This window comes from Streptomyces sp. NRRL WC-3618 (assembly GCF_001280005.1).
Lineage (GTDB): Bacteria > Actinomycetota > Actinomycetes > Streptomycetales > Streptomycetaceae > Streptomyces.
The window spans coordinates 136,045-157,620 of the sequence record NZ_LGDW01000001.1; the positions used below are offsets into that span (position 1 = coordinate 136,045).

Annotated in this window: 18 protein-coding genes; 1 reads left to right on the forward strand and 17 read right to left on the reverse strand. The window is 71.3% G+C overall.

Features of this window, described 5'->3' with window-relative positions:
* Positions 1-5 precede the first annotated feature (5 nt).
* From ADL01_RS00630 to ADL01_RS00705, 15 genes are all read right to left on the reverse strand, one after another.
* A complete protein-coding gene (locus tag ADL01_RS00630) occupies positions 6-3,047 on the reverse strand; it encodes a helix-turn-helix transcriptional regulator (RefSeq protein WP_078960242.1) in 3,042 nt (1,013 codons plus the stop codon).
* A 257-nt stretch (positions 3,048-3,304) separates the two neighbouring features.
* Positions 3,305-3,490 (reverse strand): hypothetical protein, encoded by a 186-nt coding sequence (locus tag ADL01_RS00640; RefSeq protein WP_053739843.1) that lies wholly within the window; start codon positions 3,488-3,490, stop codon positions 3,305-3,307.
* 214 nt (positions 3,491-3,704) lie between these two features.
* Positions 3,705-4,328: a hypothetical protein gene (locus ADL01_RS00645; RefSeq protein ID WP_053739844.1), complete on the reverse strand. Its 624-nt coding sequence runs from the start codon at positions 4,326-4,328 to the stop codon at positions 3,705-3,707.
* Between the two features lie 35 nt (positions 4,329-4,363).
* Positions 4,364-4,939, reverse strand: coding sequence for a GNAT family N-acetyltransferase (locus ADL01_RS00650; protein WP_053739845.1), 576 nt, complete (start codon positions 4,937-4,939; stop codon positions 4,364-4,366).
* Positions 4,917-7,247: an MMPL family transporter gene (locus ADL01_RS00655; protein ID WP_053739846.1), complete on the reverse strand. Its 2,331-nt coding sequence runs from the start codon at positions 7,245-7,247 to the stop codon at positions 4,917-4,919. The genes ADL01_RS00650 and ADL01_RS00655 overlap by 23 nt, the downstream gene beginning before the upstream one ends.
* 198 nt (positions 7,248-7,445) lie before the next feature.
* A complete protein-coding gene (locus ADL01_RS00660) occupies positions 7,446-7,751 on the reverse strand; it encodes a hypothetical protein (protein ID WP_053739847.1) in 306 nt (101 codons plus the stop codon).
* Positions 7,752-7,868: 117 nt separating this feature from the next.
* Complete coding sequence (gene gatB, locus ADL01_RS00665) at positions 7,869-9,389, reverse strand: Asp-tRNA(Asn)/Glu-tRNA(Gln) amidotransferase subunit GatB (protein ID WP_078960243.1); 1,521 nt, start codon at positions 9,387-9,389, stop codon at positions 7,869-7,871.
* Between the two features lie 16 nt (positions 9,390-9,405).
* Positions 9,406-9,648 (reverse strand): hypothetical protein, encoded by a 243-nt coding sequence (locus tag ADL01_RS00670; RefSeq protein ID WP_053739848.1) that lies wholly within the window; start codon positions 9,646-9,648, stop codon positions 9,406-9,408.
* Entirely contained in the window at positions 9,645-11,153 is a 1,509-nt protein-coding gene (gene gatA, locus ADL01_RS00675; RefSeq protein ID WP_053739849.1) for an Asp-tRNA(Asn)/Glu-tRNA(Gln) amidotransferase subunit GatA, read from the reverse strand. Before gatA ends, ADL01_RS00670 begins: the two co-directional genes overlap by 4 nt.
* Before the next feature lie 5 nt (positions 11,154-11,158).
* Positions 11,159-11,455: an Asp-tRNA(Asn)/Glu-tRNA(Gln) amidotransferase subunit GatC gene (gene gatC, locus ADL01_RS00680; protein WP_015036350.1), complete on the reverse strand. Its 297-nt coding sequence runs from the start codon at positions 11,453-11,455 to the stop codon at positions 11,159-11,161.
* Positions 11,456-11,634: 179 nt separating this feature from the next.
* On the reverse strand, positions 11,635-13,974 hold the full coding sequence (locus ADL01_RS00685; RefSeq protein WP_053739850.1) for a putative bifunctional diguanylate cyclase/phosphodiesterase: 2,340 nt from the start codon (positions 13,972-13,974) through the stop codon (positions 11,635-11,637).
* 219 nt (positions 13,975-14,193) lie between these two features.
* A complete protein-coding gene (ligA, locus tag ADL01_RS00690; protein ID WP_053739851.1) occupies positions 14,194-16,389 on the reverse strand; it encodes an NAD-dependent DNA ligase LigA in 2,196 nt (731 codons plus the stop codon).
* 15 nt (positions 16,390-16,404) lie between these two features.
* Complete coding sequence (locus ADL01_RS00695; protein WP_053739852.1) at positions 16,405-17,406, reverse strand: methionine synthase; 1,002 nt, start codon at positions 17,404-17,406, stop codon at positions 16,405-16,407.
* Between the two features lie 147 nt (positions 17,407-17,553).
* Positions 17,554-18,252 carry an SDR family oxidoreductase gene (locus ADL01_RS00700; RefSeq protein WP_053739853.1) on the reverse strand — a complete coding sequence of 233 codons (699 nt, stop codon included), beginning with the start codon at positions 18,250-18,252 and terminating at the stop codon, positions 17,554-17,556.
* A gap of 22 nt (positions 18,253-18,274) precedes the next feature.
* Positions 18,275-18,814, reverse strand: coding sequence for a TIGR00730 family Rossman fold protein (locus ADL01_RS00705; protein ID WP_053739911.1), 540 nt, complete (start codon positions 18,812-18,814; stop codon positions 18,275-18,277).
* 93 nt (positions 18,815-18,907) lie between these two features.
* On the opposite strand from ADL01_RS00705, the gene ADL01_RS00710 reads away from it, so the two are divergent.
* The gene (locus ADL01_RS00710) at positions 18,908-19,231 is read left to right on the forward strand and encodes a DUF427 domain-containing protein (RefSeq protein WP_053739854.1); all 324 of its coding nucleotides are present in this window, start codon (positions 18,908-18,910) and stop codon (positions 19,229-19,231) included.
* A 31-nt stretch (positions 19,232-19,262) separates the two neighbouring features.
* Here ADL01_RS00710 and ADL01_RS00715 read toward each other — a convergent pair whose 3' ends face one another.
* Positions 19,263-20,570: an ATP-grasp domain-containing protein gene (locus ADL01_RS00715; RefSeq protein WP_234354439.1), complete on the reverse strand. Its 1,308-nt coding sequence runs from the start codon at positions 20,568-20,570 to the stop codon at positions 19,263-19,265.
* Positions 20,571-20,586: 16 nt separating this feature from the next.
* Positions 20,587-21,549, reverse strand: a complete 963-nt coding sequence (locus ADL01_RS00720) for a quinone oxidoreductase family protein (RefSeq protein WP_053739855.1) — start codon at positions 21,547-21,549, stop codon at positions 20,587-20,589.
* Between the last annotated feature and the right edge of the window lie 27 nt (positions 21,550-21,576).

A 21,576-nucleotide genomic window follows, 5' to 3' on the forward strand; every position in this document is an offset into this window, starting at 1 on the left:
TGCCATTATCCCGCCACCAGGCGATCCTCGGTCCCCGCCGGGAACAATCCCAGGCGATGCGCCACCGCCGCCGCCTCTCCCCGGCCCGAGACGCCGAGTTTGGCCAGGATGTTCGAGACGTGGACGCTCGCTGTCTTCGGCGAGATGAAGAGTTCCTCGGCGATCTGGCGGTTGGTGCGGCCCGCGGAGACCAGGCGCAGTACGTCCCGTTCGCGGCTGGTGAGGCCCAGGGACTCGGCCGGGTCCGGCGCGCGAGGGGACGGGGTGCCGGTCGGGGTGAGGCGGGCGCGTTGGGCGAGGAGCGTGACGGCGTCGCCGAGGGGACGGGCGCCCAGGTGGCCGGCGACGGTGGCGGACAGGCGGAGGAGCTCGGTCGCCCGGTCGCGGTCGTCGGGCTCCGCGCCGTCCGTCAGCAGGGCCTCGGCGAGGCGGTGGCGGACCCGGGCGAGGTCGTAGGGGCGGTCGAGGGCCTCGAACGCGGTGACGAGCCGTGACCAGGTGTCGGGGGTGGCCGTGCCGTCGGCGCGCTGGAGTTCGGCGCGGACCCACTGCTCGTGGGCGAGCCAGACGGGGGCGTCCGTGGTGAGCTTCTTGGCGGTGTCGAGGATCCGGGCCAGGATCTCGGGGCGGCCCGGCGCGGCGGTGGACAGGGCGCGGGCGTCGGACTCCGCGATGGTCGCGGCGAGGAGCAGCGGCCAGCCGTAGCGATGGGTGCCGGGCGGGAAGCCGGCGTCCAGGGCGTGGCCCAGTTCGGTGCGGACGTCGAGGAGGCGGCCCTCGGCGGCGGCGACGCCGATGGTGACGAGGGCGAGCAGCAGGTCGTGCTGGGGCATGGGGTCGTGGGTGCCGAAGTGCTCGTGCGCGGTGGCGAGTTGGCGCGCGGCCTCGGACAGGTCGCCCCGGCCCAGGGCGAGCCGGGCCAGGCAGATGGCGCCGGCGCCCTGCGGCTTGGTGCTCTGTCCGCGCCGTAGCGCGTGGGCCGCGGCCTCGGCGGCGTCCTGCCAGCGGCCGAGTGAGTACAGCGCTTCGGAGAGGTTGCCCCACACCCAGGCCTCGGAGTCCAGCAGCCCGAACTGCCGGGTGTAGGCGACCCCCTCCTCCAGAATGGGGAGGGCTTCCTGGGAACGGCCGACCGCTTCCAGTCCGTTGGGGAGGTTGACGTAGGCGCGTCCGGCGACGAAGAAGACGTTCTCCGCGACCGCCCGTTCCTTGACCTCGCGCATCTGCGCGAACCCGGTCTCCGCGGCCCCGGCGTCGACCAGGAGGCCGCCGTGGGTGAGGCGGGCGTGCAGTTCGATCTCGGCGGCGCCCACCATCCGGGCGTACTCGACCGCCTGTTCGGCGGCGGCGAGGGCCTCGGGGCCGGGGCAGTGCAGCATCGACCAGGCGGCGACGTTGGCGAGGACCTCGGCGTGGACCTCCGAGGGCGGCAGGCCCCGTACGAGCTCCTGGGCGGTGCCCAGTTCCTTCCAGCCGTCGCCTCGGGACTGGGCCTGGACCAGGCGGGAGCGCTGGCACCAGAACCAGGCGGCGCGCAGGGGGTCACCGTCGTCCTCCAGGAGGTGCAGCGCACGCTTGATGATCTTCAGGGCGCGGTCCCGCTCCCCGCACAGCCGGCCCGCGACCGCGGCCTCGGCCATCAGGTCGAGGTAGTGCAGCGGGGTGGTGGCCGGGTCACAGCCACAGGGCGGGTAGACCTCGGTGTAGTCGACGGGGCGCAGGGTGGTCCGTACGGCGTCTGGGGCCGTGTCCCAGAGCTCCATCGCCCGTTCGAGGAGCCGTAGTTGCTCGGAGTAGGCGTATCGGCGGCGGGCGGTGACCGAGGCGTCCAGGACGGCCGGGAGGGCCTTGGCCGGGTCGTGGGCGTGGTACCAGTAGCTGGCCAGGCGGGTTGTTCGTTCGTCGGCGGGGACGAGCGTCGGCTCGGCTTCCAGGGCCTCGGCGTAGCGGCGGTTGAGGCGGGAGCGTTCGCCGGGGAGGAGGTCGTCGCCGACGGCCTCGCGGACCAGGGAGTGGCGGAAGCGGTAGCCGTCGCCGTCCGGGGTGGCGAGCAGGATGTTGGCGCCGACGGCCGCGCGCAGCGCCTCGATGAGGTCGTCCTCGGCGAGTCCGGCGACGGCGGCGAGCAGCCGGTACTCGACGGTGGAGCCGCCCTCGGCGACGATCCGGGCCACCCGCTGGGCGCTCTCGGGCAGGCTCTCGACGCGGACGAGGAGAAGGTCGCGGAGAGTGTCCGTGAGCCGGGTGCGGCAGCCCTCGTGGGCGGCGACGGCGAGTTCCTCGACGAAGAACGCGTTGCCGTCGGAGCGGTCGAAGATCTCGTCGATCTGGGCCGGTTCGGGTTCGGTGGCGAGGATGCCGGCGATCTGGCGGCCCACTTCGGCACGGTTGAAGCGGCTCAGCTCGATCCGGCGGACCGTGCGCAGCCGGTCCAGTTCGGCGAGGAGGGGGCGCAGCGGATGGCGGCGGTGGATGTCGTCGGCGCGGTAGGTGGCGAGGACGACGAGGCGGCCGGTGCGCAGGGTGCGGAAGAGGTAGGCCAGGAGGTGGCGGGTGGAGGCGTCGGCCCAGTGGAGGTCTTCGAGGGCGACGACGACCGTGCGGTCCGCGGCGACGCGTTCCAGGAGGCGGGCGGTGAGTTCGAAGAGGCGCGCCAGGCCCTCCTCGTCGTGCCGTCCGGCGCTGGTCTCGCCCAACTCGGGCAGCAGCCGGGCCAGTTCCTCCTCCTGCCCGGCAGCGGCGGCGGCCAACTCCTCGGGCAGCGCGCGGCGCAGGGCGCGCAGGGCGGTGGAGAAGGGCGCGAAGGGCAGTCCGTCGGCGCCGATCTCGACGCAGCCGCCGAGCGCGACGACGGCGCCCAGGCGGTTCGCCGCGTCGGCGAACTCCTCGACGAGCCGGGTCTTGCCGACTCCGGCCTCCCCACCGAGCAGCAACGCCTGCGGCTCTCCGGAGGCGGCGCGGGCCAGCGCGTCGTGCAACACCCCCAACTCATCGCTGCGACCGACGAACACCGGACAGACGGACCTGGTCTCCACGGGCCAGAGCATCGCACAGGGCTCTGACATCGCGGGACTGGTTATCGAGCCGATGGCCGCGGTGCCGGGCGGGAGGGCGGGCGACATGCCGGACGGGCCGGTCGCCGAGCGGGCGACCGGCCCGTTGCCGGTGGTGGAGCGGACTGAGGCGGCGTGCGCGGGGCGGAGCGCCGCGGTGGGATCAGTGGTGGCCGACGCGCTGCCGGACCCGGGGCGGCCGGCATGTGACGCGCTGGATTCCGTACGGCTGTCCGCCCGTCCCCCGGGCCTCACGCGGCCCGGGTGAACCAGTGGCGGCGCTGGTCGTCGGGATGCACCTCGCCCTCGGCGGCGCGGCCGGATTCCTCGCGGCGGGCGGCGCGGGCGCTCCGGACCGCTTCCCGGGCCAGGCGCTCGTCCGCGGCCTCGCGCCGCAGTTCGGCGGAGCGGAACTGGTGGAGTTCGTACTCGAACATGTGATGCCCCTCAGGTCTGAGACGAGATCGGTTGGTCTTCGCTCTCTGCGATGACTCAACCTTCGTCTCCCAGGGGGGTCGGCCGCATCGGGAGAGTTCCGCATCTTCCGATGGGGTGGGGGCCTTAGAAACGGAGGGAGGGGCCTCAGACGGGTCGTAAGGTGCTGACGACCGACCTAAGGCCCCTCATGACGTGCGGTGATTCCGCCCCGGGTCAGGGCGCGGAGGGCAGGCCCAGCAGGACGTCGGTGTACTTGAGGACCGCGAGGAGCAGTCCGAGGACGCCGAGCGCGACGCCCGCCCAGGAGACCGACTTGATCCAGGCGGCCTGCGGCTTGCCCGGGGCGCCGAACGCGGGCCGGGCGAGGGCCGCGACACCGACGAGCAGCCCGAGGAGCGCGAAGATGCCGGCCCAGAGCGCGGTGGTCTGCCAGGCGTCGCCGTAGACCTCCTTGATCTGGGTGGCGACGCTCGCCTGGGACGCGGTATGCAGCTGGCCGACGAGCGTCTCGCGCGCGGCGGCCACCGTGCCCATCCAGCTGCCGGTGAGCGAGACGAAGCCGAGGACGGCGGACGCGACGGCGGCAGCGCCCTGGCCCACCCCGGAGTCCGCCTTCTCGGCCGCGATCCCTGCCTCGTCCAGGTCTTCCAGGTCCTCGATGTCGTCGCCCTCGTACGCGTCGGCGTCGCCCAGGACCTCGACCTCGGTGTCGGCCGCGGCCTCGGTCGGCTGCTCGTCCTTGGTGATGTCCACCGTGTCGTTACCGCTCTTCACGTCGTCACTCTTCGCCTCGGTACCGGTCTCGGCGCCGGTCTCGTCTGCTGTCTTGGTTCCCATACGCCGCACCGTACGGACGTCGTCTGAGAAGTTCCTTAATGATCCCTGTGAGCGGCACGCGCGCGTGCGGCACGCCACTCGGGCGCGAGTACCGACCAGATCTCGGTGTCCGCGCGGACCCCCCGGTGCGGGTAGTTCTCCCGCAGCAGGCCCTCACGGCTCATGCCCAGCCGCCGCGCCACGTTGATGCTCGCTTCGTTGACGGACGACGCGTGCCACTCCACACGGTGGATGCCACGTACGTCAATCGCCCAGTCGATCAGGACACGCATCGCGCGCGTGATCAGTCCGCGTCCGGTGCCGGCCGGTTCCAGCCAGCAGCCCACCTCGCAGTTGCCCTGCTCCGCGCTGAAGTTGAGGAACAGCACCCCGCCGACGAGCTTCCCGTCCAGCCAGATCCCGTGCAGCGACCCGGTGTCGGCGGCGCGCTGGTCGGCGTACCGCTGGAGCTGGGCGCGGGCGGAGTCGAGGTCCGTGGACTTCATGCCGAAGGGGACGTGGCGGGTGATGAAGTCCCGCCCCCGGTCGAGGTGTGCGAGGAACTCCTCGGCGTGCCAGGGCTCCAGGGGGCGCAGTTCGGCGCCGTCGTCACCCAGGGATATCGCGTACATCCTGCGGTCGCTCCTTCACCAGTACATCCCGTACGTCCATGACCTCTACGTCCATGGCCCCTACGTCCATGACCGCGACGTCGGTGACATCTGCGTCGGTCACGCCCGGAATGCTCGCACGCGCGGCCTCCTCGGCGCCCGACGGTCGCGCGGCGGCGACGCGGCACTCGGGCGGCTCGATGCTGATGCGCGGCAGCCGCCTGTCCAGCCAGCGGGGCAGCCACCAGTTGGCGCCGCCGAGCAGGTGCATCAACGCGGGCACCAGGAGTGTGCGCAGGACGAAGGCGTCGAGGGCGACGGCGGCGGCCAGGGCGATGCCGAACATGGCTATCACCCGGTCGCCGCTCAGCACGAACGCGAGGAAGACGGAGATCATGATGACCGCCGCGGAGTTGATCACGCGGCTGGTCTCGGCGAGGCCGACCCGGACGGCGCGCCGGTTGTCGCCGGTCTCCAGCCACTCCTCGTACATCCGGCTGACCAGGAAGACCTGGTAGTCCATGGAGAGCCCGAAGAGGACCGAGACCATGATCACGGGGAGGAAGGGCTCGATCGGGCCCGCGCTGCCGAGGCCCAGCAGTTCGCTTCCCCAGCCCCACTGGAAGATCGCGACGACGACCCCGAACGCGGAGGCGACGGCGGCCACGTTCATCGCGGCGGCCTTGAGCGGGATGCCGAGGGAGCGGAACGCGAGCAGGAGCAGCAGACAGCCCAGGCCGATCACGACACCGACGAACAGCGGCAACTTACCGACGATCACATCCGCGAAGTCGTCGTAGCTCGCCGTGACCCCGCCGACGTACAGGTCGAGCGAGGTACCGGTCTCCGCGCGCGGGAGCACCCTCTCGCGCAGCCGCTCCACCAGGTCACTGGTCCGCGCGGACTGCGGGGAGGACGTCGGTACGACGGTGAGGTACCCGGTGGCGCCGCTCGGGCTGTAGGTCACCGGGGAGGCCGACGCGACGCCCTCGGTGGTCCGCAGGGTCGCGGCGAGGTTGTCGAGAACGAGCTTGTCCTCGGCGTCGCCCACATGGGTCACGAGGGTGAGCGGGCCGTTGACGCCGGGGCCGAAACCGTCGGCGAGGAGGTCGTAGGCCTGCCGTGTGGTCGTCGCTTTCGGGTTGTTTCCCTGGTCGGAGGTGCCGAGGTGGAGCGAGAGCGTGGGCAGGGCGAGCAGCGCGATGACGACCAGGGCGGCGGCGCCGAGCACCTTGGGGTGGCGTTCGACGAACACGGACCAGCGGGCGGCGAACCCGGTGGGCAGCTCCGGCTCGGGCCCGTGCTCGGCCAGCCTGCGCCGCTCGCGCCGGTTCAGGGCGCGCGGCCCGATGAACGACAGCAGGGCGGGGAGCAGGGTCACGGAGGCCGCGACCGTCAGGATCACCGTCAGCGAGGCCGCGATCGCGACGCCGTTGAGGAAGCCGAGGCGCAGGATCAGCATCCCCAGCAGGGCTATGCAAACGGTCGCACCCGCGAAGACGACGGCGCGTCCGGTGGTCGTGACGGCGTTGGTGGCGGCTTCGGCGACGGACAGGCCGCGTTTGAGGCCCCGCCGGTGTCTGGTGACGATGAACAGCGCGTAGTCGATGCCGACGCCGAGCCCGATCAGCATGCCGAGCATGGGCGCGAAGTCGGCGACGGTCATCGCGTGCCCGAGCAGCACGATCCCTGCGTACGCCGTGCCGACGCTCACCAGCGCGGTGGCGATGGGCAGCACGGAGGCGGCGAGCGAACCGAAGGCGAGGAACAGCACGAGGGCCGCGACGACCACCCCGATGACCTCGGCGAGATGCCCGCCGGGCGACTCGGTGAGCGCGATGGCGCTGCCGCCCAGCTCCACCTGGAGCCCGTCGGCGCGCGCCGCCTGGGCCGCGTCGACGACGGCCCGCGCCTCGCCCTTGCCGATGTCCTCGGCGGACTTGTCGAAGGTGACGGTGGCGTACGCCGTCCGCGCGTCGGCACTGATCCGGCTGGAGCCGCGGCCCTCGTACGGGCTGTCGACCGAGGCCACGCCGGGCAGGTCGGCGACGCGGTCCAGGGTGCGGGTCATCGTCTGTTCGACGTCCGGGGCGCGGACCGTACCGGCGGCGGTGTGCCAGACGACGGTGTCGGTGTCTCCACCGAGCCCGGGGAAGCCTTCCTCCAGGAGCTGGGTGGCGCGGCCCGATTCGGTGCCCGGGGCCTCGTAGTCGTTCGAGTACGCCGAGCCCATGACAGCGGCGGCGGCGGTCACCCCGGCGAAGGCGGCGAGCCAGATGAGAACGACGACGAGGCGGTGCCTGACACACCAGCGTGCGAGGACTGCCACAGACGTGCTCCCTGACCGAAGAGTGGATCTTTGACCGGGAACCGTTGTGAATGAACAGAAAGGCCCGCAAAGAAACGAAAGGACGCAAGAGTGATGCCGAACCACTGTTACAGGCGTCGATGATCGTTTGAGCCGTAAGTGCCCTTATTCGCAAGAGTGCGAGTCATGTCACAGGACAGTCACGGGGACTCTGTCGCCTCAGTCGAACTGGTCTCCGAGCGCCATCACCATCACGCCGACGATCAGCAGCCACAGGGCCCGCCGGGTGCGCCCCCGCGCCCCCAGCACCGACGCGAACGCGCAGACGGCGGCCCCGAAGGCGTACGCGCTCGGTACGAGGACGGGCAGGGAAGCCGTGAGACGGAGCGAGGAGGCCACGAGCCCTACGAGGGCCAGCAGCGCCCCGGTCCCGGTCGCCGTCCAGCGGGCCCGCCGCGCGTCCAGCGCAGCGTCCTCGTAGTCCTCCGCGGTGTCCTCCGCGTGCTCCTCCGCTTTCTCGTCCATGGCGCGGGAGCGTACCGTGCCCAGCCGGGAATCCGGATGCCTGCCTGGCTTCGTACGAGGCGTAAAGCCTGAGGGGCGCGTCGGGAAATCCGACGCGCCCCTCAGATGCTGTTCGGCTCAGCCCTCGCTGACGCCCAGCTGCTCAAGGATCAGTTCCTTGACGCGGGCCGCGTCGGCCTGGCCCCTGGTCGCCTTCATGACCGCGCCCACCAGGGCGCCGACCGCGGCCACCTTGCCGCCGCGGATCTTGTCGGCGATGCCCGGGTTGCCGGCGATGGCTTCCTGGACGGCGGTGTTGAGTGCGCCGTCGTCGGAGACGACCTTCAGACCGCGCTTCTCGACGACCTCGTCAGGACCGCCCTCACCCGCGAGGACGCCCTCGATGACCTGGCGGGCCAGCTTGTCGTTCAGGTCGCCGGAGGTGACCAGCGCGGCGACCCGGGCGACCTGACCGGGGGTGATGGCCAGCGCGTCGAGCGGGGTGCCCGACTCGTTGGCGCTGCGCGCGAGCTCGCCCATCCACCACTTGCGGGCGGAGGCCGCGTCGGCCCCGGCGTCGATGGTGGCGACGATCAGGTCGATGGCACCGGCGTTGAGCATCGACTGCATGTCGGTCGCCGTGACGCCCCACTCCGCGACGAGCCGGTTGCGGCGGGCCAGCGGCAGCTCGGGCAGCTCGGCGCGGATCTGCTCGACCCACTCGCGGGAGGGGGCCACCGGCACCAGGTCCGGCTCGGGGAAGTACCGGTAGTCCTCGGCCTCCTCCTTCACGCGGCCCGAGGTCGTCGACCCGGTGTCCTCGTGGAAGTGCCGGGTCTCCTGGATGATCGTCCCGCCCGAGTTCAGTACGGCGGCGTGCCGCTGGATCTCGAAACGGGCGGCACGCTCCACGGAACGCAGCGAGTTGACGTTCTTCGTCTCGCTGCGGGTGCCGAACTTCTCGCGGCCGTGCGGGCGCAGCGACAGGTTCACGTCGCAGCGCATCTGCCCCTGGTCCATCCGGGCTTCCGACACCCCGAGGGCCTTGATGAGCTCGCGCAACTCGGCGACGTACGCCTTGGCGACCTCGGGAGCGCGCTCGCCGGCGCCCTCGATCGGCTTGGTGACGATCTCGATGAGGGGGATGCCGGCGCGGTTGTAGTCGAGGAGCGAGTGCGAGGCGCCGTGGATACGGCCCGTCGCGCCACCGACGTGCAGCGACTTGCCGGTGTCCTCCTCCATGTGGGCGCGTTCGATCTCCACGCGGAAGGTCTCACCGTCCTCCAGCTGGACGTCGAGGTAGCCGTTGAAGGCGATCGGCTCGTCGTACTGGGAGGTCTGGAAGTTCTTCGGCATGTCCGGATAGAAGTAGTTCTTCCGGGCGAAGCGGCACCACTCGGCGATCTCGCAGTGCAGCGCGAGACCGATCCTGATGGCGGACTCGACGCCGATCGCGTTGACGACCGGGAGCGCGCCGGGCATGCCGAGGCAGGTCGGGCAGGTCTGCGAGTTGGGCTCGGCGCCCAGCTCGGTCGAGCAGCCGCAGAACATCTTGGTGCGGGTGCCGAGTTCGACGTGGACCTCGAGGCCCATGACGGGGTCGTACGACGCCAACGCGTCCTCGTACGACACCAGTTCGGTGTCGGTCGTGGTGGTCACGGTGAAAACTTCCCTCTCAGCCCAGCAGGACGTCGTCGTCGCCCAGCCGCTTCAGCTCGCGGTAGAGGATGGCGAGGCCGGTGACGATGGCGGCGGCGGACACGGCCGCGTCGATGAGGCGCAGCGTGTCGCTCTCCGCGCGGGCCTTCTTGGCCTGCTTGACGACGCTGACGGCTCCGAACGCGGTGGTCGCGATGGACAGGTACGTGCCGGACTTGGACTTCTTGAAGCCCTTGGCCTTCGAAAGAGCTTTGCTCACAGCGACGGTGCCTCCTCGAGCAGCGGGTGCCCCCACTTTTCCACGAAGGCGGCCTCGACGGCGGCGCCGACCTTGTAAAGACGGTCGTCCTTCAGGGCCGGGGCGATGATCTGGAGCCCGACCGGCAGTCCGTCCTCCGGCGCGAGCCCGCAGGGCAGGGACATGGCCGCGTTGCCGGCGAGGTTGGTCGGGATCGTGCAGAGGTCCGCGAGGTACATCGCCATCGGGTCGTCGGCGCGCTCGCCGATCGGGAAGGCGGTGGTGGGCGTCGTCGGGGAGACGATCACGTCCACCGACTCGAACGCCTTCTCGAAGTCTCGGGTGATGAGCGTACGGACCTTCTGGGCGCTGCCGTAGTACGCGTCGTAGTAGCCGGAGCTGAGCGCGTACGTGCCGAGGATGATGCGGCGCTTGACCTCGGGGCCGAAGCCCTCCGCACGGGTGAGCGAGGTGACCTCTTCGGCGGAGTGCGTGCCGTCGTCGCCGCTGCGCAGGCCGTAGCGGAGCCCGTCGAAGCGGGCGAGGTTCGACGAGCACTCGCTCGGCGCGATCAGGTAGTACGCGGACAGCGCCAGGTCGAAGGACGGACAGTCCAGCTCGACGATCTCGGCGCCCAGCTCCTTGAGGAGGGCGACGGACTCGTCGAAGCGCTGGATGACGCCGGCCTGGTAGCCCTCGCCGCGGAACTGCTTGACGACGCCGACGCGCATGCCCTCGACGCTGCCGTTGCGGGCGGCCTCGACGACCGGCGGGACCGGCGCGTCGATCGAGGTCGAGTCGAGCGGGTCGTGCCCGGCGATGACCTCGTGCAGGAGCGCCGCGTCCAGGACCGTACGGGCGCAGGGGCCGCCCTGGTCGAGGGAGGACGAGAAGGCGACCATGCCGTACCGCGACACGGCCCCGTACGTCGGCTTGACGCCGACCGTGCCGGTGACGGAGGCGGGCTGGCGGATGGAACCGCCGGTGTCCGTACCGATGGCCAGCGGCGCCTGGAAGGAGGCGAGCGCGGCGGAGGACCCGCCACCGGAGCCACCGGGGATGCGGGTGAGGTCCCACGGGTTGCCCGTCGGCCCGTACGCGCTGTTCTCGGTGCTGGACCCCATGGCGAACTCGTCCATGTTGGTCTTGCCGAGGATGACGACGTCGGCGGCCTTCAGCCGCTTGGTGAGGGTCGCGTCGTACGGCGGGATCCACCCCTCGAGGATCTTGGAACCGACGGTGGTCGGCATCCCCTCGGTGGTGAAGATGTCCTTGAGCGCGAGGGGTACGCCGGCCAGCGGGCCCAGCGTCTGACCGCGCTCGCGCTTCGCGTCCACGGCACGGGCCTGGGCGAGGGCGCCCTCCCGGTCGACGTGCAGGAAGGCGTGCACCTTCTCGTCGACGGCCTCGATCCGGGCCAGGTGGGCCTCGGTGACCTGGACAGCCGTGAGCTCGCCGGAGGCGATCTTCGCGGCGGTCTCGGCAGCGGTGAGCCGGATGATGTTGACGTTGCTGTGGTCCGTCATGGTGATTAGTCCTCCCCCAGGATCTGCGGCACCTTGAAACGCTGCTGCTCCTGGGCGGGGGCGCCGGAAAGCGCCTGCTCGGGGGTGAGCGACGGACGGACCTCGTCCGCGCGCATGACGTTCGTCAGCGGCAGCGGGTGCGAGGTCGGCGGTACGTCTTGGTCGGCGACCTCGCTGACGCGGGCGACCGCGCCGATGATGTCGTCGAGCTGGCCTGCGAAGTGGTCGAGCTCTTCGCCCTTCAGCTCCAGACGCGCCAGCCGTGCGAGGTGGGCGACCTCCTCGCGCGTGATGCCAGGCATGCAGCGATCCTCTGGGTGAGTGCGGTGTGGTTTTGGCCCCAATCCTAGGGGGCAGGGGAGACAACCCGCGCACGGGTTTGCCTCACCACACCTGAGGCCACCGACGGCGAGGACCCCCCACAGGCGACGCCGGCCTTTCAACGGGCGGCAAACGGGCGGTGTGCGGGTGTGAGATCTCCCTATGATTCCGCGGCGGGCAGAGCCGCCCGCGGTCGCTGCCACCCACGAGTCCCCCGCGCCAGCAACCACGCGGTGGCCTCCTCGGGAGGCATCGCCGCGGCGACGAGCCACCCCTGCACCGCGTCACACCCCATGTCCCGCAACCGCTCCCACGTCTCGTCGTCCTCGACACCCTCGGCGACCACGAGCAGCCCCAGGGAATGCGCGAGGTCCACCGTGCACCGCACGATCTCCGAGTCCTCCGTGTCCACCGCAAGGCGCGCCACGAACGAGCGGTCGATCTTCAGCTCGCTCACCGGCAGCCGCCGCAGGTGCACCAGCGACGAGTACCCGGTCCCGAAGTCGTCCAGCGACATCTTCACGCCGTGCGCGGTCAGCGCGGCCAGGGTGTCCGCCGCCTTCTGCGGGTCTTCGAGGAGCACGTGTTCCGTTATCTCCAGTTGGAGCGCCCCCGGCGGGACCTCGTGGCGGGCCAGCCGCGCGGCGACGGAACCGGCGAAGCCGGGGGTGTGGACGTCACGCGGGGAGACGTTGACGGCGACCGGGACGAACAGCCCCTGGGCGCGCCACTTCGCGACCTGTTCGAGCGCCCTCTCCAGCACGTATTCCGTGAGGTGCGGCATCAGCCCGGACGACTCGGCGATCGCTATGAACTCGTCCGGCGGTACCTTCCCGCGCTCCGGGTGCACCCACCGCACCAGCGCCTCGAGGCCGGCGACCTGCCCGTCGAAGCGCACCTTGGGCTGGTAGTGCAGCTCGACCTCGTGCGCGTCGAGCGCGCGCCGCAGGTCGCCCAGCAGACCCAGCCGGTCCGGGGTGTTGGAGTCCCGCTTGACCTCGTACACCTCGACACCCGTACGGTCCCGCTTCGCCTGGTACATCGCGACATCGGCGCGCCGCAGCAGTCCCTCCGCGTCGAGCGCGTGGTCGGGGAAGACGGCGAGGCCCGCGCTGGCCTCCAGGACGAGGGTGAGTCCGTCGAGGTCGAGCGGGGAGCCGAGGACGGTGACCAGGTTGCGGGCGACGCGGGTGGCGGACGTCGTGGAGTCGACGACCGGCAGTAACACGGCGAACTCGTCGCCGCCGAGCCGCGCGGCCTCCGCGCCGCGCGGCAGGGCGAGCCGCAGCCGGTCCGCTATCTGGAGGAGGAGTCGGTCACCGGCGAGGTGGCCGAGGGTGTCGTTGACGGACCGGAAGCGGTCGAGGTCTATGAGCATCAGCGCGGCCCGCGCGTCGATGCGTTCGGCATCGTCGAGGGCCGTCCAGGTCCGTTCCAGGAGCCACTGTCTGTTGGGCAGTCCGGTCAGCGGGTCGCGCAACTGTTCCTCGGCCCTGGCCCTGGCTATCCACAGGGTGGAGTCGAGGGCGATGAGGGGAATGGCGAACAGGGGCAGCAGGATCGGCAGGGCGACGGCGACGACGCAGATCAGCGGCGCGATGGCGAGCAGCGCGATCGCGACCAGACCCTGTCTGACCAGGGCGGAATGGGCGACCGTGGGCAGTCCGCCGCGCGGGGTGTGCAGATACCAGACCAGGGTGCGGGTGAGCGCGAGGTAGGTGACCGCGACCAGCATCACCTCGGGCGCCGTGTAGACGCTCCAGGTCTGCGGGTTCCACGGTGTCTCGACCGAGGGGACCCGGCCGAACGCGGCGAGCACCAGCGCGCCGACGCCGATGCCGAGGATGTCCACCGAGCCGTGCAGGACGCCCTGCCGCCAGCGGTGGCGCCGGGCTATGCCGACCAGGACGACGACGGTGAGGCTGACCATGCCGGCCGCCTCCCACCCGTACAGCAGCAGTACGGAGAGGGTGAGCGCGGAGCCGGATCCGGTGCCGCCCCACCAGCGGGCGCGGCCGAGGGCGACTAGGTGGCCGACGATGACCCCGGTGAGCACGGCGAGGGCCCAGCCGACGGTGCCGGAGGGAAAGAGCGCGCTGTGGCCGGTGAGGCCGCGGTAGAAGCCGGCGCCGAGGACGAGCCCGGCCGACGCGACGACCGCCGCGGGCAACGCCGGCCAGGTCAGCTGACGTGCGGGGTCGTGGGCGTGCAGATGGGCGACGCGTTCCTCGGCGGTGAGGTGGGCCGTCAGCGGGGTCGACACCCTGCTGTCGGCGACGATGCGCTGACCGGTGCCGCCCGTCCCGCCCCTGCCCGCCGGGCCGGCCGTCCGCACGCCGATGCCCGCCCGCTCCAGGAAGCGTGCCGTCCGGCGGACCACGCCCTCTTCCCGGCCAGGCTCGGGACGGCCCGTGAGGAGGCCGGAACTCCGGCGCCAGAGGCCGGACATCCGGCCTCCGCGCAGCCGAGAGGGAGGGGCGGCGCTATCGGTCGGTTCCATTCCCGTCCCTCTCACAGCCGGCGGTGCCCACGCCACGCGGTCCGCTGTCCGTCAGCCCTCAACGGCACCGCGTCCGAAACCGCGTCCGGACACGGCAGGCGCTTACGTCAACAGTAGGCCGCAGGAGGCCTCCACGGGCAGCGGTCGTCGATGGTTGCCCGAATGCGACCCAGCCACCCGTATGCATCTGGTATGCGCCGATCGGGTGGTGTTCAACCCCTACTCCTCGTTCGGAAGCGCCGCTTCGGCCGCTGCCTCGGGCCCCTGTTCGAGCAGGACGGCGAAGCCGTCCTCGTTCAGAACAGGCACCTTCAGCTGCATGGCCTTGTCGAACTTCGATCCAGGATTGTCGCCCACAACCACAAAGGACGTCTTCTTCGAAACAGAACCGGTCACCTTTGCTCCACGGCTCTGCAGCGCCTCCTTCGCGCCGTCCCGGGTGTGGTGTTCAAGGGTGCCGGTCACGACGACGGTGAGCCCTTCGAGCGGGCGCGGCCCCTCGTCCTCGCCGGAGCCTTCCTCCTCCATCCGCACTCCGGCGGCCCGCCACTTGCGCAGGATCTCCTGGTGCCAGTCCACCGCGAACCACTCCTTGAGCGAGGCCGCGATGATCGGGCCGACCCCGTCCGTGGTGGCCAGTTCCCCCTCGGAGGCCTGCTCGATGCGCTCGATCGAGCGGAATTCACGGGCCAGTGCCTCGGCGGCGACCGGCCCGACGTGCCGGATCGACAGACCGGTGATGATCCGGGCGAGCGGACGGTCCTTGGCGGCGGCGATGTTGGCGAGCATCGACACCGCGTTCTTCCTGGGCTCGCCCTCCTGGTTGGCGAAGACCGTGGCGATCTTCTCCTCGCCGGTCTTCGGATCACGCTTGGGCAGCCCGCTGTCCTGGTCCAGGACGTACGCCTTGATGGGCAGCAGCCGCTCGATGGTGAGGTCGAAGAGGTCGCCCTCGTCGATCAGCGGCGGCTCGGCCGGCTCCAGCGGCTTGGTGAGCGCGGCCGCGGCCACGTAACCGAAGTTCTCGATGTCCAGGCACTTGCGCCCGGCAAGGTAGAACAGGCGCTCCCTCAACTGGGCGGGGCAGCTCTGCCCGTTGGGGCAGCGCAGGTCGACGTCGGCCTCCTTCATGGGCCGCAGCGGCGTACCGCACTCGGGGCACTCGGCGGGCATCTCAAAGGCCCTCTCCGTGCCGTCGCGCAGGTCGGCGACCGGGCCGAGGATCTCCGGGATGACGTCCCCGGCCTTGCGCAGCACCACGGTGTCGCCGATGAGGACGCCCTTGGCCTTGACGACGTCCTGGTTGTGCAGCGTGGCGAACTCGACCTCCGAGCCGGCCACCGTCACCGGTTCGACCTGCGCGTACGGCGTGACCCTGCCCGTGCGCCCCACGCCCACGCGGATGTTGATGAGCTTGGTGTTGACCTCCTCCGGCGCGTACTTCCAAGCGATCGCCCAGCGCGGGGCGCGCGAGGTCGAGCCGAGGCGGCCCTGGAGCGGGACCTCGTCGAGCTTCACGACGACCCCGTCGATCTCGTGCTCCACGGAGTGCCGGTTCTCGCCGTAGTACGCGATGAACTCCCGTACGCCGTCGAGGTCGTCGACCTGCTTCGCGTACCGCGTGGTCGGCAGGCCCCACTCGTGCAGCAGGGTGTACGCCTCGGAGAGGCGGGTCAGCGGGTCGAAGCCTTCCAGGGCGCCGATGCCGTGGACCACCATGTGCAGCGGGCGCGTCGCGGTGACGCGCGGGTCCTTCTGGCGGAGCGAACCGGCCGCCGCGTTGCGCGGGTTGGCGAACGGCTTGTCGCCGCCCTCCACCAAGCGGGCGTTGAGCTCCTCGAACTTCTCCATCGGGAAGTAGACCTCGCCGCGGATCTCCACCAGGCCGGGGACGTGGTCGCCCTTCAGCCGGTCCGGGATCTCGGCGATCGTCCGCACGTTGGGCGTGATGTCCTCGCCGGTACGGCCGTCACCGCGGGTCGCCGCGCGCGTGAGCCGCCCGTTCTCGTACGTCAGGTTGACGGCGAGGCCGTCGACCTTCAACTCGCACAGGAAGTGGTGGTCCGAGGCCCCGACGTCCTTGTGGACGCGCTCCGCCCACGCCGCCAGTTCCAGGTCGTCGAAGGCGTTGTCGAGGGAGAGCATGCGCGAGCGGTGCTCGACGGAGGTGAACTCCGTCTCGTACGCCCCCGCGACCTTCTGGGTCGGGGAGTCGGGCGTGCGCAGCTCCGGATACTCCTCCTCCAGCCCCTCCAGGGTGCGCAGCAGCTTGTCGAACTCCGCGTCGCTGACGACGGGAGCGTCGTTCACGTAGTACCGGAAGCGGTGTTCCTCGACGCGCTCGGCGAGCTGGGCGTGCCTGTCGCGCGCCTCGGCGGGCACCGATGTGGACTGTGCGTGCTGTTCGCCGGCCACCGTGTTGTCCTCCCGTTACTCTGGGTTGTCCGCGAGTGATCTCGCCGCCTGGACGCAGTGGGCGAGCGCCTTCCATGCGTACTGCGGGGAAGCGCCCGCGAGTCCGCACGACGGCGTGATGGTGACCGCCTCCGCGAGAAGTCCCGGATGCAGCCCCAGCCTGCGCCACAACGTCCTGACACCACTGACGCTACCGGCAGGGTCTGACAACGGGCCGTCCGTGCCCGGGACGACACCGGCGAACAGCCGCGTACCGCCTTCCACCGCCTCGCCGATCGCGTCGTCGTCACGCTCGGTGAGGAGGGAGAAGTCGAAGGAGACACCGGCTGCGCCGGCCCTGCGGAGCAGGGCGAACGGGACGTCCGGAGCGCACGAATGCACCACGACCGGCCCGTCACCGGCCGCCCCGACGACCTCCCGGAGGGTCGACTCGACCACCTGACGGTCGGGGGCGCGGTGGGTGCGGTAGCCGCTGGCGGACCGCACGTGGCCGCGCAGTACGGCCATGAGGGACGGTTCGTCGAGCTGCAGGACGAGTTGGGCGCCAGGGATGCGGCGGCGCAGGTCGTCGAGGTGGAGGCGGATGCCTTCGGCGAGGGAGCCGGCGAGGTCGCGGCAGGCGCCGGGGTCGGAGAGGGCCAGCTCGCCGTTCCTGAGCTCCAGGCCGGCGGCCAGCGTCCAGGGGCCGACGGCCTGTACCTTCACCTGGCCCTCGTATCCCTGGGTGAACTCCTCCAGGGCGTCGATGTCCTCGCCGAGCCAGGAACGGGCCCGCTTGGTGTCCCGGCCCGGGCGGTCGCCGAGGCGCCAGCCGCTGGGTTCCACGCGGGCGTACATCTCGACGAGCAGGCCGGTGGTGCGGCCGATCATGTCGGCGCCGGGGCCGCGGGCGGGGAGCTCTGGCAGGAAGGGGAAGTCCTCGAAGGTGCCGGTGGCTGCCTTGGCGGCTTCTCTGGCGTCGCCGCCGGGGAGGGAACCGATGCCGGTGGCGGGGCCGAAGGTGGGGTTCGCGTTCACGTGGCGAAGCCTATGGTTTCTCGCCCCCGCCGCCCCTTCCCGTCCCGTCCTTCTGGGGCTCCGCCCCAGACCCCGCTCCTCAAACGCCGGAGGGGCTGGTTTTCAGCCCGTCCGGCGTCTGGGGGCGGGCAGCCCCCAGGGGTGGGGTCATCTGCCCGGGCGTACCGTTACGTCGTTGATTGCCGCGTCTCTGGGGAGGTCCAGGGTCAGCAGGATTGTCGTGGCCACCGACTCCGGGTCGATCCACTTCGACGGGTCGTACTCCTTGCCCTCCTGCTGGTGCACCTTCGCCTGCATCGGACTCGCCGTCCGCCCCGGATACACCGTCGTCACCCGCACCCCCGCCCCGTGTTCCTCCTGGCGCAAGGAGTCCGCGAGGGCCTTGAGGCCGTGCTTGGACGCGGCGTACGCGGACCAGTCGGCACCCGCGTTCAGCCCGGCCCCGGAGTTGACGAAGATCACCTGGCCCTGGGAGACCCGGAGTTGCGGCAGGAAGTGCCGGGTCAGTTCGGCGGGGGCGATCAGGTTGACGTTCAGCTGATGGCGCCAGGTCTTGGGGGTCAGTTCGCCGACCGGGCCGAGATCGACCACGCCCGCGATGTGCATCAGGGAGTCCACCCGTTCCGGCAGCGTCTGGTGGGAGAACGCCCAGGACAGGCGCTCCGGGTCGGCCAGGTCGCCCACCAGCGTCCGCGCCCCCGGAAACTCCGCCGCCAGCTCCTTCGCCCGCCCCGCGTCACGCGCGTGCAGCACGAGTTGGTCCCCGCGCGCGTGCAGCCGCCGCGCGACCGCCGCTCCGATGCCCGACCCCGCCCCGGTGATCACATGTGTAGCCATACCCGCCATGCTCGCATCACGGGGCCGGCCCTCACGCCGTGCCCTGGCTCTCCTCCAGGTACGCCAGCGCCCCCACCGGCTCCTCCGCGAAGAACACGAGGTCGGTGAGCGGGCGCGGCAGGAAACCCTCCGTCTCCATCCGGCGGAACTGCTCCTTCAGACCGTCGTAGAAGCCCGCGGTGTTCAGCAGCACCACCGGCATGTCCGTCCTGCCGTGCTTCTTCAGCTCCAGGATCTCCGTGGCCTCGTCGAGCGTTCCGGTGCCGCCGACCATGATCACGACGGCGTCCGCCTTCTCCAGCAGCAGCCGCTTGCGTTCCCCGAGGTCCCGCGCGATCACCATCTCGTCGGCGCCCGGCCGTGCCTTGGCCGCGAGGAAGTCCACCGAGACGCCCAGGAGCCGGCCGCCCGTCTCCTGGACGCCGTCCGCGACCACCTTCATCAGGCCGACGTCCGAGCCGCCCCAGACCAGGGTGTGGCCGCCCTTGCCGAGCAGTTCCGCGAACTCCCGCGCGGGGCGCGTGTAGCGGTCGTCCAGGTCGGCGGCGGAGAGGAAGACGCAGATGTTCATGCCGTCACCGTACTCGGGCGGATCACCGGCCCTTCCCCTGCCGATCGCGGGCCGGTCCGGGAACAAATCGAGCTGGGCGCACGCTCTTTCGACATGACTGACGGACACACGATCACCATCGAGCAGCACACCGCGCGCGTACGGGCCGTCCACGGCGGACAGGTGCTCGCCGAGAGCGAGCAGGCCCTCGTCCTGCGCGAGACGGGCTGTCCCCCGCGGTACTACTTCCCCGCGTCGGACGTCCGCCTCGACCTGCTGGCGCCCTCCGAGACCCACACGTACTGCCCGTTCAAGGGCACGGCGTCCTACTGGTCCCTCCCGGACGCGGACGACCTCGTCTGGGGGTACCCCGACCCGAAGCCGGAGGTGGCCCTGATAAAGGACCACCTCTGCTTCTACGAGGTCGAGACCGTCTAGCCGGAAGCCGGACCTTCGGGTCTCCCCAGTCCTACTCCGCCGGTTCCGTCACGAACCGCACGCCCGCCTCCAGCTTCCGGGCCAGTGCCTGCGCCTCCTCCGGGGTGTCCGCGCCGACCGCGATGTGGCCGACGCGGTTCCACACCGAGCGGTGTTCGGCGACGACCGCGCCGGGGGCGATCGCCAACTCGGCGTGGATCAGGGCGGGGTGGGCCAGCACCTCGTCCCAGCCCTCGATCGCCGTCAGGCGGCCGGGGGGTGGGGTGAGGAAACGGATCGCGGAGCCTCGTACGGGCTTCAGCGCGGCCTTGTCGACCGGTCGGCCCAGGACGTCGTCGTAGACCAGGCCGAACCACTCCAGGCCGGGGATGACGTGCGGCAGCATGCGGTGGATCCAGCCGCCCGCGTTGCGTACGTGGACCTCGCCGAGGACCACGCCCCGCTCGGTCCACCACAGCTCGACGTGGAACTGGCCGAACCGCAGCTCCAGGGCCGTCAGGGCGGCCACCACCTGCTTCTCGATCTCGGCGGCCGTCTCGTCCGGGAGGATCGCCGGGATGACGTACTCGATCTCGAAGAAGTTGGGCGGCGGGAGCAGTTCCTTCGAGGTCAGGGCCAGGACGTGCGGGGCGCCGTCGATGAACACGCCCTCCGCGCTGTACTCCGGGCCCTCCACGAACTCCTCGACGATGAACGACACACCCTCGGTGTCGTTGCCCGGCAGGAACTCCAGGGCCGCCGCCAGCTCGGTCGCGGACTCGATGCGGGTGACGCCCTCGCTGCCCATCGCGTCGCGCGGTTTCACCACCCAGGGGCCTGTGGAGGCAGCCAGGAAGTCACGGGCCTCCTTCTCGTCCACGCAGACCCGGAAGGCCGGCTGGAGGAAGCCCGCGGCGGTGAGGTGGGCACGGGCCTCGTCCTTGGTGCGGACCCGGTGGACCGCGTCCGGCGCGTTGCCGGGCAGGCCGAGCGCGTCGGCGACCTCGGCGACGGCTTCCTGTGCCATCTCCCGTACGCCGAACACGATTTCGTACTGGTCCCCGGCCGCGATCCGGTCGCGTACCCACGCGGCGCTCTCACCGCGTACGGAGAAGTCGACGGCCGAGACGGTGTCGGCCAGGGCGCTGACCGTGGGGGTGGCCGCCAACGTGTCTTCCTGGTTGGTGACATGGATGCGCAGGCCACGGGCCTGGGCCTCACGGAGGGCCGTCTCTACGACGTCCACCCCGAGGGTGGCGTTTCCCGCGCCGCCGACGAAGAGGAGGTGAGGGCTGCTCGCCTCGGCCATGTGTGCTCCCGGAGTGGTGAAGTTGCGGGTGATGGTGGTGCGTTGGGGCATGTGCGGGGTGTTCGGGTCAGGGCGTCAGCAGGAGCTTGCCCGTGGTGGCGCGGCTCTCCAGCAGGCGGTGCGCCTCGGCCGCGTCCGCGAGCGGGAGTACCGCGTGCAGCAGCGGCTTCAGCACTCCGGAGGCCAGGTGGCCGAAGACGGCCCCGCCGGCCGCGCGGAGCGTGGGGGCGTCGTACACGTAGTCCTTCATCGTGGGGCGGGTCAGGAACAACGAGCCGCCGCCACGCAGGAGTTCGATGTCCAGCGGCGGCACGGGGCCGCTGGACAGACCGCACAGCGCGAGTGTGCCCCGGCGGCCGAGGGCGCGCAGGCTGGTGAGGTGGGTCGTGGCGCCGACCGAGTCGTAGACCACGCGCGCTCCCTGACCGCCCGTCACTTCCCGTACGGCGTCGTCGAACTTGTCGTATCCGAAGGTGTGGTGGGCGCCTGCCCGGCGGGCGACCGCTTCCTTCTCGGGAGTGGAGGCGATGGCCACGACGGTGGCCCCGCGGGCGGCGGCCAGCTGGACCAGGAGCCGGCCCAGGCCCCCCGCCGCCGCCAGGACGACCACCGTCTCGCCCTCGGCGACGGGGTACGTCTCGTGGGTGAGGTAGTACGCGGCGAGGCCCTGGAGTGTCACAGCGGCCGCCTCGGTCAGGTCGACGCCGTCGGGGACCGGGATCAGCTTGTCCTCGGGGACCACCGTGTACTCGGCGTAGGCGCCCAGTTGGGACGCGTACGCGACCCGCGCACCCGGCGCGAACGTGCTCGCCCCCTCCCCCACCGCCTCCACCACACCGGCGGCCTCCTGGCCCGGGGTGAAGGGGGGTTCGGCGGGATAGGTGCCGTCGCGGTAGTAGACGTCGATGTAGTTGACGCCTGCGGCGGTGTTGCGGACCAGGGCCTGACCGGGGCCGGGAACCGGCAACTCGGTGTGTTCGAGCCGGAGTTCGGCCGGGTCGCCGGGCCGGGTGACGCGGATGGACTGCATTGGTTGTCTTCCCACTCCTGGGTCGTG